At 29.8% G+C, this 18,543-nt stretch carries 9 protein-coding genes; all 9 read right to left on the bottom strand.

Features of this window, described 5'->3' with window-relative positions; translation table 11 throughout:
• Positions 1-7 precede the first annotated feature (7 nt).
• Positions 8-1,741 carry an ABC transporter ATP-binding protein gene (locus tag QO008_RS05455; RefSeq protein ID WP_307384971.1) on the bottom strand — a complete coding sequence of 578 codons (1,734 nt, stop codon included), beginning with the start codon at positions 1,739-1,741 and terminating at the stop codon, positions 8-10.
• A complete protein-coding gene (locus QO008_RS05450) occupies positions 1,735-3,480 on the bottom strand; it encodes an ABC transporter ATP-binding protein (protein ID WP_019124147.1) in 1,746 nt (581 codons plus the stop codon). The genes QO008_RS05455 and QO008_RS05450 overlap by 7 nt, the downstream gene beginning before the upstream one ends.
• Positions 3,481-3,515: 35 nt before the next feature.
• Complete coding sequence (locus QO008_RS05445) at positions 3,516-4,910, bottom strand: ATP-binding cassette domain-containing protein (protein ID WP_022620603.1); 1,395 nt, start codon at positions 4,908-4,910, stop codon at positions 3,516-3,518.
• Positions 4,903-5,604: an energy-coupling factor transporter transmembrane component T gene (locus tag QO008_RS05440; RefSeq protein ID WP_022620602.1), complete on the bottom strand. Its 702-nt coding sequence runs from the start codon at positions 5,602-5,604 to the stop codon at positions 4,903-4,905. Before QO008_RS05440 ends, QO008_RS05445 begins: the two co-directional genes overlap by 8 nt.
• 19 nt (positions 5,605-5,623) lie before the next feature.
• Positions 5,624-6,208, bottom strand: a complete 585-nt coding sequence (locus QO008_RS05435) for an MptD family putative ECF transporter S component (RefSeq protein WP_022620601.1) — start codon at positions 6,206-6,208, stop codon at positions 5,624-5,626.
• 11 nt (positions 6,209-6,219) lie between these two features.
• A complete protein-coding gene (locus tag QO008_RS05430; RefSeq protein ID WP_022620600.1) occupies positions 6,220-6,816 on the bottom strand; it encodes a TetR/AcrR family transcriptional regulator in 597 nt (198 codons plus the stop codon).
• A gap of 83 nt (positions 6,817-6,899) precedes the next feature.
• Positions 6,900-7,970 carry a Gfo/Idh/MocA family oxidoreductase gene (locus tag QO008_RS05425; protein WP_022620599.1) on the bottom strand — a complete coding sequence of 357 codons (1,071 nt, stop codon included), beginning with the start codon at positions 7,968-7,970 and terminating at the stop codon, positions 6,900-6,902.
• Positions 7,971-7,987: 17 nt separating this feature from the next.
• Positions 7,988-12,319: a non-ribosomal peptide synthetase gene (locus QO008_RS05420; protein ID WP_116479665.1), complete on the bottom strand. Its 4,332-nt coding sequence runs from the start codon at positions 12,317-12,319 to the stop codon at positions 7,988-7,990.
• A 29-nt stretch (positions 12,320-12,348) separates the two neighbouring features.
• On the bottom strand, positions 12,349-18,540 hold the full coding sequence (locus QO008_RS05415; RefSeq protein WP_307384966.1) for a non-ribosomal peptide synthetase: 6,192 nt from the start codon (positions 18,538-18,540) through the stop codon (positions 12,349-12,351).
• Between the last annotated feature and the right edge of the window lie 3 nt (positions 18,541-18,543).

Below are 18,543 nucleotides of genomic sequence, written 5' to 3'. Positions count from 1 at the left end.
TTATAACTTATGACAACTGCCACTTTGCTGCCACTTGTCTTGCTTCAACAAATTTTTTGTAGATACCATCAACTTGAATAAGTTCTTCATGTGTACCTTGTTGCGTTATCTTTCCATTAGCTAAAACAAGTATTTGGTTTGCATTTTTTATTGTCTTTAGTCTGTGTGCTATCATTATTACTGTTTTATTTCTTGTGAGTTCCTCCATAGCAACCTGCAATTTATCCTCATTTTCAGGGTCTACATTTGCAGTAGCTTCATCGAAAATAATAATAGGTGCATTCTTTATCATTGCTCTTGCAATTGATATTCTTTGTCTTTCTCCACCAGATAAACTTGCACCTCCCTCTCCTATAACTGTTTCATATTGTTCAGGAAGCTTCATAATAAATTCATGACAACACGCTTTCTTTGCAGCTTCTATAACTTCCTCATGTGTAGCATCTGGCTTAGCAAACTTTATATTGTTCTCAATAGTGTCTTGAAATAAATAAACATTTTGAAAAACCATACTAATTTGTCTCATTAATGACTCCAATGAATATTCTTTAATATTGTGTCTACCTATGCTGATTTCTCCTTTCTCTACATCCCAAAATCTCGCTATCAAATTGCAAAATGTAGTTTTTCCAGCTCCTGAAGGCCCAACTATAGCTGTCATTTGGTTTTGTGGTATCTTGACCGAAATATCATCGAGGATTTTTTTACCTGAATATGAAAACTCTACATTATCAAAAGAAATATCGAAAGTAGTAGGCTTTATGTCTTTTCCATCAATATCCATCTGTGGAAATTTCTCTAACTTCTTTGTTTGCTCAATAGATCCACTAACAACTCTGAGAGAGGTTGTTGCACTTCCTGCCAATTTTATTTGAGAAAAAGCAAGAAAAGAAATTATAATCGTCATAACTGTATTTAAGAATGAGAGTTCTCCCTTGATATAAAAGAAAATACCTGCACCTATTATCAAAATGCTAAACAAATCCAAAAGAATATTTTGCAAAATCGTATAAGGTGTAAACAGTTTTTCACAATCAAGATTTATTTTTCTACTATTTTCAATAGCACCTCTGACTTTTTCATCTCCTTTCCCTGTTAAATTGAAGGATTTTATAACAGACATTCCTCCAATTTGCTCTAAAATGGCATCAACCAATTTAGCAGATGCTTTTTGTCTTTTAGGAAGAACACTCCTTGATTTGCTTTCCATTTTTGAGAGAACAAATAAGTACAATAGGCATCCAATTGCAACAATAAAACCTATTCTCCACTCAAATGCTAAAATCATTATTGTAAATATTATCGTGTTTATAAAACCTGATAATGTATTTACCATAACCATTGCTGCGGTATTTTCTACATCTTCTAAAACAGTTGTAGAAATTCCAACCACTTCACCAATATTGTTTTCATTGAAAAATCCCATAGGTATTTTTTTTAACATTTCACCTATTGCTACTCTTTTATTTGCCACCATAAAATAACTTGCATGGCATTGCTGTAATTGTGAAAAATAATTTGTAACACTTCTTCCGATTATGCTAATAACAAGAAGTATTAATGCGATCCACGCAGGCATCATGCTCATGTCTTTTTGGACAATTGCTTTCACTATAAAATAAATAGCACTGATTTGAAGCATATGAAAAATCGCAAACAAAAAACTTACCCATATAGAGTGATATACATTTTTCTTTTCATCACCTGAGAAATCTAAAATCTTTTTTAAAGCACTTAACATTTCATCCCACCATCCTTTGTTCCTATATGAGCGTTCCACATATTTCGGTATAATTCACAACCTTTTAATAATTCATCATGCTTACCGTATGAAACAAGTTTTCCATTCTCAATTAAGAATATTTGTTCTGCATCTGTTATAGTTGATAATCTATGAGCAATAATAATCACCGTTTTATCTTTTATAAGCTTTGATAAAGCTTGCTTTATAATCACTTCATTTTCAGGATCTATATATGAAGTAGCTTCATCAAGTATTACAATAGGTGCATTTTTGAGCATTGCTCTTGCTATAGATATTCTTTGCCTTTCTCCACCAGAAACATGGCTACCACTACTTCCGACAACCGTATCGTAACCATGTTCCATTTTCATAATAAAATCATGACAACCCGATTTCTTAGCAATGTCTTCTACTTCTTTATCACTGGCACTTGGATTGCCCATTCTTATATTCTCCCTAATACTTTCGTTGAACAAAAAATTATCCTGAGAAACAAAGGCGGTCAAACTATATAATTGCTTTAATGGAATTTCCTTAAGATTGTGTCCACCAATATTTATATTTCCTTCCATGATATCCCAATATCCAGCTATTAATTTTGCTAAAGTTGACTTGCCACTTCCACTTGGTCCAACAAAAGCCACTGTTGTCCCTTCTTTTATGTTTAGGGATATTCCATGAAGAATTTCTTTTTCTTCTTCATATCCAAACTTTACATTTTGTAAATCAATGTTATATTGCTGGATAGTCACTTCTCTATCAGAATGCTTTTGTTCTTTTCCTTCTAAAATTAAGTTAATAGAATTTGCAATAGTCCCTATCTTAGCAAGACCATCAACAAAATTGATTGTTTCAAGTAAAGGTCCTGCAATACCTAAAGATAGAATAATTACAGATATAAATACTTCTGCACTTAAACTTCCGCTAATGTAGAAATACCAACCAAATGGAAGCACTGTTATCATTGTAGTAGGAGATATGTTTTTAGATAAAGATACAGGTAACTGACAGCTCTTCATCCATTCATAAAAGTATCTTGCATTTGCAATGACTTTATTTTTGTACTTTGCGTACGATCTCTTGTCTTGATTAAATGTTTTTATCACTTCTATTCCATTGACATACTCAATAATTGCAGAATTCATTTCTCGATTTACCTTTACAGATCCTTCATATTGAACAGCATAATTTTTCATTACGAGTCCCATAAAAAGCATCCCCAAAGGAATGGATACTAATGATAAAAGAGCCATTCTCCAATCAAGAAATAATAAGTAAATAAATATACTCAAAGAACCTAAGAGATTCGATGTCATTTCAGGCAACAGGTGAGCGAGCGGTTTCTCCATACTTTCAACCTGATCCACTATAATCTGCTTAAAGTTTCCGCTTGGAACAGAGATTATTTCTCCTAATGGCATCTTTGGAAGTTTATCAAGCATTCTCAAGCGAATATCTTTCAATACACTAAAAGTCGCTTTATGAGATACAGATAACGCCGTAGAGTATAAAACAGATTTTAAAATATAAGATAACATACCTATTCCCATCCATAAAAAATAGACCTTGAAATCTGCAATTCCATTTAATAAATAGACTAAAATACGGCTTGCAGCAATGTATGGAACAATTCCGGCAATAACACCGATACTTGCTATAAATACAGATGTTTTTAACTTTGAATGTTCCTTATATGCAAGCTCCCACAATGTTACAGCAGGACTTTTTTCTTTCATAATTTAACACCTCCATAATTGTATCCATTTACATTTTATTTTAGAAATTCATATATTGTACCATCACAGTGTTTTATAAATTCAAAATCATGTGTAATTATAATAATAGTTTTCCCTTGTGCTACCATTTGATTCAAAAATTCAATCAAAATATCCATTTGCATTTTGCAAAGTCCACTCGTTGGTTCATCAAATATTATGATTGGTTTTTGGCTTACCATAGACATAGCAAGCAACAATCTCTGTTTTTCTCCACCTGATAACGAACTTGGGTGCATTTCTTTTTTATCAAATAAGTCTACCCTCCTCAAAATTTCATTTTTTAATTCATCCTCTTTAGTAATAGTTGAAATTTCTTGCCATACAGATTCTGTAAAAAGTTGATAATTAACATCTTGCATAATCGCAAAAATATTTTCACATCGTTTTTTTACTTTTACTCCGTTATAAAACACCTCTCCTGTTCCTCTTGTCAGCCCCATCAGCAAATTGATAAAAGTGCTTTTCCCAACACCATTTTGACCAATGATGAAATTGATACCGGATTCAAAGGCAATACTGAAGTCAAAGATTTCCTTTCTTTCATATTTTTTTTTGAAATTCAAACAAGACAATGCTTTACAATCAAGATCTGAAGAATTTTTCTTTAACACTTCTACTTGCTTATATTTCCTGCTTAAAAAATTGTTTTTAGAAATCGCATTAAAACTCCTTAGATTATGTTTTTCAGAAACCTGTTCAAAGAAATCATCACAAAACTGCTCTTTTGTGTATTCTTTATAAGTTCCATTTTCTATCACACACAATTTATCAAGCATATCTTTCAGATAAAACAATCTATGCTCCACAATGATGATAATTTTCTTTCTTTTTTTCAGTTCCATAATGGCATTCTGTAAATGCTCTATTGCAACCTGATCTAAGGAAGATGAGGGTTCATCCAACAAGATAATTTCATTTTCAGAAATCCCACAAGCTGTTACTGCAATCAACTGCTTTTCGCCTCCAGATAGTTCAAAGATATTCCTATCTAATAATTCCTTTGTACCTAAAACCGCTGAATAATACTGAATTTTATCTAAAATCAAATCTTTGTCTATGTTTCTATTTTCCAACTGAAAAGCCAGTTCATCGGTTGAATTGATACAATAAAATTGTGTTTTAGGATTTTGAAACACTGTAGATATAAATTTAGATCGTTCCAATATTGTCAAGCCAAACAATGATTTTCCGTTAAATACAATATCTCCTTCTAATTCTGCATTATTGTATTCCGGAATGATTCCATTGATAACTTTTAGCAAGCTACTTTTTCCTGTTCCTGAATGTCCTGTAATGACGGTTACTTCACCGGGTTTGAAAATCATATTTATATTTTTCAATATGCTTTCACCGTCAAAACCCACTGTTAAATTTTGTAATTCAAGCATATTTTCCCCTTATATATAGATAGATTATCCATGCCATTATTAAGAAAAACATAAAGTCAACAAGTCCCATATATGTTTCACTAATACTTGTTCTCTTTTGATTTACAGCCAACCCTTTCGTCATAGCTGATACCGTCAAATCATCTGCTGCCTTTGATAAGCACATCAATAATGGCACTAATCTATATTCAAATAATAAAATTGGACTCTTTATTAACCTTTTAAGCGTCAATCCTCTCAAACGCATAGCTTTTTTTATATTACTATAATCAATCCTTGCAGCATAAAAGAAACGTACCATTACCGTCAAGGGAATGGCTATTTCATCTGGACATTTCATTTTTTTTAATGAGTAAATGCTTTCTCCAACATTTGATGTAAGTATGGTATATCTCCCCATCAAAAATGCGGGGAGAATTTTTTTAATAACCATCACTATTATCAATAGAATTGCAACCACAGGATTGTAATTAAGCCCTATCAGAAATTTATCAGCAGAATAAACAAACAAAAGAGTAGCCACTCCAATAATAGCTACTCTTATATATTTTGCGTTAATTAAAAGTATTATCGGAATTGTGGATATTAAAATGGCTTGCACGAAATACTTTGTTTGAATATTGCCTAATACCATTACATATGAAAGAACTATCGTCATAAAAAGTTTTGTACGAAAATCAAGTTTGATTATCATCCTAACTCTCCATGAAATCTTATTTTTCCATACCGGCTTTTTTGAAGTGTTTTTTTAGAAATGCCATTCCAATGCTGCAACCTATATATGCACCGATAATTCCTACTATTGCCATTACAACAATAATCCAATTCGGCATAACACTAAGCATCTTATCAATGAACTCTTGATTGTATCCTTGTTCTAACATTTGCTTAATATATTCATTTCTTGATATAAAAATTGGAAGCCAATTTCCTAACGTGCAAAGAGGAGCAATTGAAAATGCCAATCTTGCTTTCTTTACATTGGTATATTCTCCTGATTTCAAAATTATTTCAGCAATAATACCGGCGATAACAGCCGTTAATAATGCCCAAGGTCCATGTCCCATAGCAACATATATCAATGCAATCAATAATGATTGAATAAAAATCATTCCTCTTTTTTTAATTTTGGTAGAATATAGCATATTTACAGGCCCTACCAAAACTCCCTGCGCAAATGGGACAACCGGCATTAAAACCGGAACCATTGCTAAAAATGATCCAATCATCATAAATATGAATCCTAATACGGAAAATAATCCTATATTGATTAAATCCTTTACCTCTAATTTATTCATGTTTAATCCTCCTAATCACCATCTTTTTCAATCTTCATAATATAGTTTACGATGGTATCTTTTAAAAACTCTCTTTGGCTATCAAAGCTTTTTCTTGCATCTAATATCTCGGTGCTTAAAATTAACCCATTTATATAATTTACTAAAAAATCATCTTCAAATATATCTTCTTCTATTTCTAATTTTTTTGCCACAACAGCAAATTGTTTTTTTGCAATTTCCTTCAATCTTGGATATAAATTATATAAATCTTTGTTATAGTCTTTTGATTTCAGAAAAATCACATATAGCCTCATTAAATCAGTAGATGCTAATGCTTTATCTACTAAAATTTCTCCAATTTGTTCAAATTTATTTTTACCGTTGTTACTCTCTAAATACTCATCTATTAAAGTATTCCTATAAACATTTCCGTCAATCATTAAATCATATAACATTTCTGTGGTACTACTATAATGTCGATATATACCTCCTTTGCTCATACCAGTTTCTTTTACAACATCTTCCATCGTAGTTTTATCAAATCCTTTTCTAAGAAATACATTTTTCGCATGATTTCTTATTTGTCTCATTCTCTCTTCCTTTGGTAATCTTTTTTGTCGTGTCATATTGTTCTCCTTTATAGAGACTTTAGCGTCGCTATAAAGTTATTATATTCCTTTTAAGAGAACTTTTCAATATGTCCAATCAATTAAATTTGAATAATTTCATCCATTTTTATCGGTATTTTTTCATATGGAGATAACATCTTCTGAGTTCCTAATATATTGCCTATTTCTTGCCATATTCTAATTGTTTTCAATATATATTGATTCCTTTTACTTAAATCAGTAGAATTTAAAATGGAATTTCTAAAAAGCTCCAAAGCATTCACTACTCCATCAGGCCAATATTCATTTAATATATCCTTACAAGTTCCATATTTATTTTCACCAATCAATTCATAAATTGGCAAATCGGAAAAGAGATTCTTATCATTGATATTATAATGATTATCATCATAAAGCTCTTTATTCATGCAAGGACTCCAAACAATTGGACCATTCGTATCTACCAAAATCAAATTTCCACTATTCGTAGTAATTCCAATTCTGTGAAGTAATGTCATATAATTTTCAGAATTATCGGGCTCAATTCTATTTTGTATATTTATGGTTATGCTAATATTATTTATATAACCTATTATTGTATCAAAAAATAAATCAAAATTAGAAGTTACCTTCTGAAACTCAAATGGTGTAAACCCTCCAACTGCTCTACCTAGTATATCAATTAAAGGAAATAAAACATGAATGCTGCAATCTGCACTAATATGCCTAATTGTTGTTCTATTCTGTAATTCTCTACAAATCCTTATAAATGTATCTATTGTATTCAATTCAGGATAAAATGTATTTAAAAAATACTCACATCCATTCTCCTTTGAAAGTTTTATAAATTTAATAAATTCTTTCTCATGGATAGGATGCTCTTGTATTACATTAATTCCTTTATTCAATAGTTCTTCAACAATAATACTTCCTTTTCCGCCAGCAATAGTTGATTTTATTACCACACAAGCAACATCACATATTGATTTGTCTATTTTATTTATATCTGTGTATAAAGGCACATTATATCTCTTTGCACATTCTTTTGACCAGTTACTACCTCTTGAAAAAATACCAACTAATTCAAAATTCTCTTTATTTTTTTCTATTGCATTTAGATACACCTGCCCAAATCCCACACCAAATACAACTACTTTTAATTTTTTCGACATAGTTTTTACCTTTTTGCTTAAAATAGTCCTCTCAAAACACTTTCATAGTATTCTTCTGTTAAACAATCGACATGAGTACCCAAAATATCTTTTTTCTCTAAATCTCCTACCAAGAACTTGTTCCAATACTCAATTACATCTGGTTTACTAGTAGTCATTGTACCTAGCGGGGTATTATCGCATAACAACAAATTTACTTTACCAAAATACACTTCCGGCTCGTAATACTTAATTGCCCTAAAACTTTTCTTAAATAATTCAAAAACACCTTCAAATTGCTCTTTTGTTACATTTTTTTCAAATTCTATATTTTTCTTAGAAATATAATCATATATTCTTCTTATACGATCAGTTTTACTTATTTTACTTAATTTTATATAATCTTCTTTAACAGTTGGATATGAATCTCCTAATTCTAAGTATCTATCATCACTAAATTTTTCTCCATATTTTTCCTTTAATTGAAATATTGCATCATATATAACATTATCATCAAAATAACCTAATTTGCCGACATCAGCACCCATTGTCATTCCAAATGCTTTTTCTAACAAAATATCATTATCTGCAACTACATTCATTGGAATAGAATCTATACAAGTTACAGATACAATCTCCACTCCTTTTTCCGCCAAAATTTTTGCCATTTCTACCGAAATAAAGCCTCCTATGCAATACCCTATCAGTTCAATTTTTTTGAGTTTCGCATTCGCATTATATATCTCCTCTGCATATTTCTGACCTAATTGAGAAATAACTTTTTTATCTTCTGTCCTTAAATATTGCTCCATATCATTACAAATTATTCCAATCACATTATCATTCACTTTAGACAAGTGTTGAAATAAGTTACTATACGCATTTAAAGTTCCGCTTCCATCGTGAACAAATACCTTAGTAGTATCACTTTCAGGGTTACTTCTTAAAAAAATTAAATTATTCAAATCATTTGTTACTACTTTTTCAGAATCATAATTAATATTTTTACTTTCGTTACTCATTTCTAACCTCTCAATATAATCACTTAATTCTCTAATAGTTGGTTTTTCAATCAATGCAACCATTAATTCATCCCAATTCAATTTTTTTATTGTATCAAATTCTTCTTTAATACTAGCAACAATTTTCGCTGCCAATAAAGAATCTCCTCCTACATTATAGAAATTATCATCTAATTCTATTCTCCTAGTGTCCAATATTTTTTCCCATATAATTTTTATTCTTCTTTCCATTTCTGACAATGTAGATGATTCTTCTATAAAATCCTCTATAAAGAAATCAGCAAGTTTATTTCTATCAATTTTACAATTCTGAGTTAAAGGTATTTCAGAGATAAATTTTATATATGACGGCATCATATAATTTGGCAGTTTCATTCCTAAATATTCTTTTAATTCAGATTCTAATATACTTTCTATATCTTCATTTTTTTCAGACTGAATTGTATTACTTATTTTTACAAAAAGTATTATTGAGTTTTTATTTTTATTCGATAGTATTGCCACAGAAGTATCCACCTTAGGAAAAGAATTTGCTACAGATTCTAACTCTGCTAATTCTACTCTATGACCTCTTATTTTAACTTGCCCATCGACTCTGCCCAAAAATTCAATTGTTCCATCAGGATGATATCGACCATTATCACCAGTATCATACAATCTCTTTTTAAGTTTTTCATGCATGATAAACTTTTCGCTCGATAATTTAGGATCGTTTAGATATCCATTTGCCAATCCCTCTCCTGCAATATACAGTCTTCCTTCTACCCAATCAGGACATGTATTTAAATCATTATCTAATACGTAAAATTCTTGGTTTGATAATGGCTTTCCATACGGAATACTCTTTTCATATCTATGAGTAGGATCTATTATATGAAATATTGACCATATACTTGCTTCTGTGGCTCCACCCAAACTTACAATATCAGTATTCTTAAACAATTCTCTAATTCTGATAGGTAAATTAACAGGTATCCAATCTCCAGACAGCATAACTAGCCTTAATGAGTCTGCACCTTTTAATTGTTCCGCTTTTAAATATGACGCAAACATTTCCATTTGTGCTGGTACAGTATTCCATATAGTAATTTTTTCGCTTTCTATAAGTTTTTGCCACTCTACTAAATCTTTATTATTTTGTGGAATTATAAGTGTTCCCCCAACTGTCAGTAATCCAAATATGTCAAAAACAGATAAATCAAATGCTAAATTAGAAAGGCATAACACCTTATCTTTATTTGTAATATTAAATTTCCCAATGATGTCTGTTATTGTATTCATAGCTGCTTTATGCGATATAATCACACCCTTAGGTTCTCCAGTACTTCCTGACGTATATATTACATACGCAATATCATCCGGTTCAACATTGTTAATTTCTAATTCTTCATTAACAATTTTGTCAATACAATCAACATTCAGTATTTTAATTTCATTCAAATAGTTGCTATTCTCTTCATAAATACTGGAATTTGATGTTATAACACACTTAGCTTTTGAACTACTCAAAATTCTATTTTTTCTATCAATCGGTTGATCTTGTGCTAATGGTAAATATATCAAACCATTCATCAAACACCCCATTGTTGCTGCTATCTGCCATACTCCCCTTTTCAAATCTATAGCTACAATGTCTCCTTTAATGCACCCTTTAGATCTCAAAATTGATTGTATGGTAGCTACATAGCGCCCAAGAATCTCATAAGAATATGAAGTCTCTTCAAATTTCACAGCCTCTAATTTTGGGCAATCTCTTACGTTATTATAAAATCCATCAATCAAAGTTTTTGGCTCAAAATTTTTACTAGTATTATTAACAATACTTCTTATATTGTTTGTTTTTTTTGATATTTTTATTATTTCATTTTCTTCATATAAATTATTTTGGACTCCTTCCAATAAAGCTGTTGAAAATGACTCAAACGCATCTTTGATCATATTTTCAGGAAAAACATCTTTATAATCCCAAGTTATAAAAATACCATTATTACCTCTCATAACTTGGCAATCTATAAGCACTTGTGGTGTTTGACTTATTTTATATTCTAGATTACCATACTTGGTTATTTTATTAATATTATCATTATTTTCAATCCCAAGAGTACTAGTATATACATAAGGCATAACTATATTTCTCTTTTTTTCTTTTGATAAATGTCTAATAACATCAACCCCCGAATAAGTAGAATGCTCAATGTCTCTCCACAGTTGATTTTGAATTTGTAATGCTCTGTCAATAAATCTGCTTTTTTTGAAAAGTTGTACTTCCAGTAAATTGGTTGTCGTAAAATCCCCAACAATTCTATCAATTTCACTGTGTAATTTATCTCTTTTATTAAGTGTTATATTCACACAAAAATGATTGTTTCCAGACCATCTGCTTAAAGTTTCTACATATACTGCAAGAATCAAGCTTGACAAACTAATCCTATATTTTTTGCAAACTTCTTCTAATTCAACAATTTTTTTATTTTCTAATAGCAAATTAAATTGCTTAGTTTCAACACTTCTATTATTTCGCATGGGGATTTTAGGTGCATCCGGCATTTGAGAAATACGTTCTGTCCAATATTTCCTATCTCTTTCCATTTTTGATAAATGACTAGGAAATTTATTTCTATTTTCATTAAATACTATCACATCTCTAAAAGAAAGTGTTTTTTGAATACTTTTAAAATCTTCAAAATAATATGATTCTAATTCATTCATTATTATGCTAATACTTACAAAATCGGCAATTATCATATCTAATGAAAAATGTAAAATAGATGAATCTGAGGTCTGAGTAATCCCCATATCAAATAAAGGCCATGTTTCAACGCTGTATTTTTTATTAAATAAAATTTCCCTAATTTCAAGTAAATGTTTCTGAACTTCATCATACGTACAGTTTTTGAAATCCCATTCTTTAATTCTAGGTACTTCCCAATTATCTAAAATTTTTTGAGTTCCATTTTTCAACATCATTGCATGTAACATATCATTGTTTTTCACTACATTTTCCCAAGCCAACTGTAATTTATTTAAATCTAACTTTGGGTATTTAAATTCAGAATAAATTTTGCAATTCATGCCTCCATAATCATATGTTTGAGAACTACCAAGCATATAGGAACTTTGGATACTAGATAATGAAAAAGGTTCATACTTGTTATTCTCATCACTAATAATCTGATTATTACCACCATGGATTAAATACTCGAGAATTTCTTCTTTATACTTTCTAATTTCTTCCTTAATAGTTTCATCAACTACATTCTGAGGTGATTCATAACATAATTTGTCATTTTCGACATAAAGAAGAATTCCTTTTTCTTGATACTTCAAAAGCAAAGTATTAATATTCATTATTCTACATCTCCTTCCGTTAAATATCTTTAAAAATATCCTTTATCTATATTTTGTTCATCATTTACTTTGTCATCAGATAATTTTTCTAAGATATATTGACTCAATTTATAAATATTCGAATTTTCCAAAATAACGAATAAAGGTAAATTAATACCAAATTCATCATTTATTAAATTAACAATCTGAACTGCATTCAAAGAATTTCCACCCAAGGCAAAAAATTCATCATGCAAACCTATATCACTACTATCCAATATTTTTCCCCATATTTTAAGTAGTTTTTGAGATATATTTTTATTATATTTTTCATCATTATTACAAATTACTTTGCTGCTTTCTTTAAATTCAACGGTCTCTTCATCTTTATCACTTGTCTCATCTTCCACAAAATTTCTATCAGACAATGCAAATTGAATCTTATTTCCAACTAAATACTCAATTCTTCTAACATAGTTCAAAAACATATTATTAAGTAATTCAACACCAAAAATTTCATCTACTGAATCCCATATAATCTTTAGATTTCCATCATCTTCAATAACTTGATGATCTAACCAAACTTGCGGTGTCTGCGAAATATTATAAGAGATTTTTCCTAACCAATCATTTTTTCCACCCTGAGATAATCCTATACCACTAGTGAATACAATTGGCATTAATGATCCTTTTTCTTTCTTCTGTTTTAATCGTAACTCTCTGCTAAATTTAATTGCACTATATAACCCATGATTCATGTCGTCAGATAACTGTTTTTGTAAAATTCTAGCTCTATTTACTAATATATCTTCATTACTATTTTTGACCTCAAGGTATGTCAATGTGGTAAAATCTCCAACAATTTTATTTATATCAGGATGAATTTCATTTCTATTGAATTGTGTAATATTAAGCACAAATTCTTTGTTTAAGCTATACTCTCTCAATGTATCCGAAAATAATGTAATCAATAAAATCGCAGGTGTAACTTCATAACTTTTTGCAATTTTCCTTATTTTATTCCATCCATCTTCTGAAACGTAAGCTTCTCGTCTCGAAAATATTTGATTTTCAACTTTATCCTCAGAAATACTTCCTTTTATAATTGGAGCATCTAAAAATTCATCTAATCTGTCCATCCAATACTGCTTATCTTGTCTATATTGATCAGATTCTTTCTCTTTTTCCATAGCTATTACATAATCTCTAAATGATAACTCTGGAATAATATAATGATAATTTTCATCTTCATATCTTGTTTTTAATTCCTTTAAAATATAAAACATACTCCATCCATCAAGAATAATGTTATCGAAACTTACATGGATACGTAAATTATCGTTTTTTAATAAACTCACTTTGAAGTCAAACAATGGCCATTGATCCATTTTTATTATTTCGTGAGACATTTTTTTTCTAACTGTTTTTAATGCTATTTCCATATCATCTTCTTCAAAACAAGATAAATTATTAATATCCAGTATAAATGGAGGAACCTTCTTTAATATTTGTTGTCTCCCATCTTTCAAAATTATACATCTTAACATAGGATGTTCTCTAATCATATCGTTGATTACTTTTTGAACTCTATTTATATCAATATTTTTACAATCCAATTCAAAATAGCAATGAGAAGATACTTCTCCCAAGGAATAAGCACCACTTCTTCCTGCCCAATACGCGAATTGTACATCTGTTAATGCAAATGGCTCATTTATATTTTCAACATCAGGTATAATTTTTTGAAATGATAAATTTCTCTTTTTGTCAATTTTTTTAATATACTCTGAAAGTTCTCTCAAAACAGGATATTTGAAGATGTCTCCAATTGATATTTGTACACACAATTCTTTCTGTACTTCAGAAACAATTTTCGTCGCTGTAAGAGAATCTCCTCCTAATTGAAAATAATTAGAAGTCGATAATACATTCATATCATTTAAAATTTCTTTATAAATATTGACTAATTTCCTTGTAATTTCATCATACTTTTCTGTTTCATTTTTACCTTCAATACTTTTGCTATCATAACCAGAATCTTGATTATCATGTCCTTCTATCAATTTCCTTAATTCTTTTCTGTCAATTTTACCATTTTTATTTAAAGGCATTTCTCCTACTATTACAAATTCAAATGGAATCATATATTCAGGAATCTTGTTCTTTAAAAATTTAGTTAATTCATCTTGTTTAACCTCAATTTTATTATTTCCAAGAACATATATCATTTTTCCTGTTTTTTTAACTTCAGCATCATTAGACAAATATGCGGTTCTATACTTACAATTTTCACTTGCCATTTGAATATTTTTTATGCTTGGAATAATTTTCCCATTTCGCTCTGATAAGTCAAAATCACTAAAACCTTGTTCAAGTATAGAGGCACTGATTTCAGGCAATAATAAATTATCATTTATCTCAGTTCCTATCACAACACCCATAGGAGCTAATATGGTTTTTATATCATGCAGCATATCTGAAATATTCTGAGAACGATGTAGCGAATTATATAATATGATAATATCAAAATTTTCCATTTTGAAGTTTTCTAAATATTTATTTGAAGAATTTATTTTTATAAACTCAAAACAAGTATATTTATTTTTTATGCCTTCAAACTCATTTGCAAAATATAGTGAATTGTCCGTATAAACATATTTTTCGATTTTATCTTCAAAATTTATAATTAACTCTTCTGTTAATTCGCTGTTTCTTCCACCTATATCTAAAATCTTAAGCTTTTTATTTTTGCTATCAAATACCATTTTTATAGTTTCAATAAGTTCATTTATATTTTCTCTATAATTTTTCAGTTTTTTCAAAAGTCTGGAAGGACTAAGTTTAGATTCAGAAGCATAAAACACATCAATAGCTTGTTTCTTACCCTGTATAATATCTACCACATTATTTTTGAAATTATCTAGGTTGACTGTTGTGTCTAATGCTATATCTATTTTTTTAAATAAGTAAATACCATCTTCTAAACTTATCATACTATGCTCTTGCAATAATAATAGCCATCTTTTTACGAGCAATTCGTATCCTATATCTATTTCTCCAAATTTCATTATTTCATCAAAAGAATACCTTTTTCCTTGACTAATACCCAAATCCATGAAAATAGAAAATATCAAACCTAAAACCATATTATTTTCACTATTTAGATACTCATCATAATCAATGTATTCAGATTTCAGTTTATTTATTTTTTCATTACTACTTAATCTAGTTAATGTATAATCCTTACTCTCATTACTTTCAATAAATGCGACCAATTGATTATTAGTGCCTATCTTAATAACATCAACAACAGCTTTATTAATTTTAGGATTTTCAATTAAAGCATCTTCAATTTCTCCAAGTTCTATTTGATGCCCTTTAACTTTTACCTGATTATCAAGCCTTCCTAAAAATTCAATAGTTCCATCATTCCATGTTCTTCCAGCATCTCCAGTTCTATACCATTTAACTCCATCCGATTCTATAAATTTCTTTTCTGTTAATTCCTTATCTCCCCTATATCCCTTTGCAACACCAACCCCACCAATTAACAATTCTCCTTTAACATAGTTAGGACATATTCTTCCTAAACCATCAACTACTCTATAGACTTGGTTCTTTAACGCTTTTCCATATGGAATAGAAATCCAATTTTTAGGTATTTCCTTTGGAACATTGATATAATTTGACCAAATGGAAGCCTCTGTTCCTCCTCCCATTCCAACTACAAGAGAATTTTTGCTTCTGTTATAAAATCTTTTAGGTAATGTTGTTGCAATCCAGTCTCCAGAAAGAAAAACTAATCTCAATGGAATAGAAACATCTTTACCCTCTGCCATAGTTACTAGCATATCAAAAAGAATTGGCACCGAATTCCACATTGTTACTTCATATTTTTCAATAAGTTTTAACCAAAGTTCCGGATCTTTGAAATTATTATCATCTAAAGTAATGATGGTTCCTCCAGCCGATAATATTCCAAAAATATCATAAACTGATAAATCAAAATCAATTGCTGATACCATTATTACGCTATCATTGGCATTTACTTCATATCTTTCATTTAAGTCATTGATTGTATTAACAGCACTATTGTGTGCAATTTCCACACCTTTAGGAATTCCCGTCGTTCCTGATGTCATAATTACATAGGCTGTATCAAACGGACTAATATTGACAGGTTTTTCAATTATACTTTGAATAGTTGATTGATCTATATCAACAAATGTGATATCTGTATCATCTAAATTAAAATCCCTTATTGTATTTTTATTGGATAAGACATGTTTTATTCCTATCTGTTCATATATTTTCCTTCTTCTTTCGTTGGGTTGATTAATACCGATAGGAACATATGCTGCGCCGGCAAATAAAATTCCTAAAATACCAACTATTTGACTATATCCCCTTGGCAATGTTATTCCCACGTAGTCATTCTTTTTTACTCCAAAAGAAATTAAATTTGTTGCAATAATTAACGCCTTTTTGTATAAATCTCCATAAGTTAATTCAATACCGGATTGTGCATCCACAATAGCAACTTTTTCCGGGTTTACTTTAATCCTATCAAGAAATTCTGTATAGAGAGTTTGTTTAGGGTAACTCAAAGGCAAAATATTTTTTAATTCTTTTTCTCTATCTTCAATCTGATTCAACGGAAGAATTTCAGGCAATCTATACCAATTTTCATTATCACTTAATGATTGTAATAAAGTGTATAAAGAGTCGAACATATCATCAATCATTCCATCTGGATATAATTCATCAACCACATCCCAGCATAATACAATCTCATCATCTACTAAATAAGTTTGAAAATCGAGCCAAACTTGTGGAGTTTGTGATACCATATAGTTTATTTTCCCGAATATTTTTCTTGTTTCCTGAGTCTCTAAAGGATAATCTATATTACAAGCAAACACCACAGGTGCAATATTGATAGTTTTTCCAACTTCTTTATAAACATCTCTTTGTACCTGCACTCCAGAGTATGAGCTGTGAGAGGCATTTTCTAAAAATGTGCCAGATATAGTTTTCACTCTATCTAAAAATTTTTCATTCTTTCTTTCACACTCAACTAATAGAAGATTAGTAAAATCTGCAACCATTCTTTTAACACTATTATCATTTACATCTCTATTGAATAATGGTACATTGATCACAAATTTTTCTTGATTTGTCCATCTTTCAATAATCATTGAATATGCTGATAACAGAACCATTGATGGGGTAACTTTATTTTTATATGCATTTTCTTTAATCTTAATCCAGTTTTCTTTGCTAATAATTTTCTTTCTTCTTGAAAAAACCACTTTTTCAATCATTTCTGGTTTTTTGTTAATGGGTAAGTTAGGTGCCTCTAAAGGAAAACTGGATTCAATTTTTTTCTTCCAGAATTCCTTATCTTTTTTGTATATTTCGTCATCTATTTTTCGTTCCTCCAGATAATTTTTAAAAGTATAATTGCTATCTATTGAAACTTTATCTTCTCCGCAGTACAGCTCTACAAGTCTACTCATTATAATGCCTATGCTCATTATATCTGCAACTAGAATATCAATATCTAAAAATATTCTATGTTTTTTATCCTTTAGTAACGCAATGCTAAGGCTAGCTACTTCTCCAACTTCTATATCAAATTTTCTATGAGACATTTCTTTTCTCATTTCCAATAATTTTATGTCTGCATCTTCTTCAGATAGTGAAGTATAATTAAAAATTTTAACTTCTTTTGAGTATGGTTCTTCCATAATTTGCTGAGTACCATTACGGTTAAATTTTGCTCTAAGCATTGGATTTTCCATTTGTAAACAGTTCCAAGCAGCAGTTAATTTATCTGTTACAATCTCTTGTCCATCAATTTCTAAGTATGCGTGACACCCAACACCACCTAGAACCTGATCTTCTTCTCTCCCTACAAAATAAGCATACTGTACATCCGTTAAAGGGAACTCTTCCGAAATATTCTTTTCTCTTGATTCAGTCTTTTTATCAATATTTTTAATATTTGCTTTTTCAATAAGTCTAATCCAATCTTCAAGTGTAGGATTTTCCATTAGTTTTGCAAACGATAATTTTATCCCTAATTTTTTAAGCTCTGAAACTATTTGCATGATTTGGATAGAGCCTAAACCCTTTTCAATCAAATTGTCTTTTCCTGAAGGTTTAAATCCATCTAAGTTTGCTTGTAACATTTCATCAAGAAGTCGTACTGCCTGCTGTTTAGTTTGATATGTTTCCATATT

This window comes from Aedoeadaptatus ivorii (assembly GCF_030815095.1).
GTDB lineage: Bacteria > Bacillota > Clostridia > Tissierellales > Peptoniphilaceae > Aedoeadaptatus > Aedoeadaptatus ivorii.
This window is presented reverse-complemented; position numbering and strand designations above follow the sequence as displayed.

What these genes read in the sequence shown, in the direction of transcription:
- QO008_RS05425 (WP_022620599.1), bottom strand. Translation starts at nt 7,970, where the DNA reads ATGTCGAAAAAATTAAAAGTAGTTGTATTTGGTGTGGGATTTGGGCAG.
- QO008_RS05415 (WP_307384966.1), bottom strand. Translation starts at nt 18,540, where the DNA reads ATGGAAACATATCAAACTAAACAGCAGGCAGTACGACTTCTTGATGAA.
- QO008_RS05445 (WP_022620603.1), bottom strand. Translation starts at nt 4,910, where the DNA reads ATGCTTGAATTACAAAATTTAACAGTGGGTTTTGACGGTGAAAGCATA.
- QO008_RS05430 (WP_022620600.1), bottom strand. Translation starts at nt 6,816, where the DNA reads ATGACACGACAAAAAAGATTACCAAAGGAAGAGAGAATGAGACAAATA.
- QO008_RS05455 (WP_307384971.1), bottom strand. Translation starts at nt 1,741, where the DNA reads ATGTTAAGTGCTTTAAAAAAGATTTTAGATTTCTCAGGTGATGAAAAG.
- QO008_RS05440 (WP_022620602.1), bottom strand. Translation starts at nt 5,604, where the DNA reads ATGATAATCAAACTTGATTTTCGTACAAAACTTTTTATGACGATAGTT.
- QO008_RS05450 (WP_019124147.1), bottom strand. Translation starts at nt 3,480, where the DNA reads ATGAAAGAAAAAAGTCCTGCTGTAACATTGTGGGAGCTTGCATATAAG.
- QO008_RS05435 (WP_022620601.1), bottom strand. Translation starts at nt 6,208, where the DNA reads ATGAATAAATTAGAGGTAAAGGATTTAATCAATATAGGATTATTTTCC.
- QO008_RS05420 (WP_116479665.1), bottom strand. Translation starts at nt 12,319, where the DNA reads ATGAATATTAATACTTTGCTTTTGAAGTATCAAGAAAAAGGAATTCTT.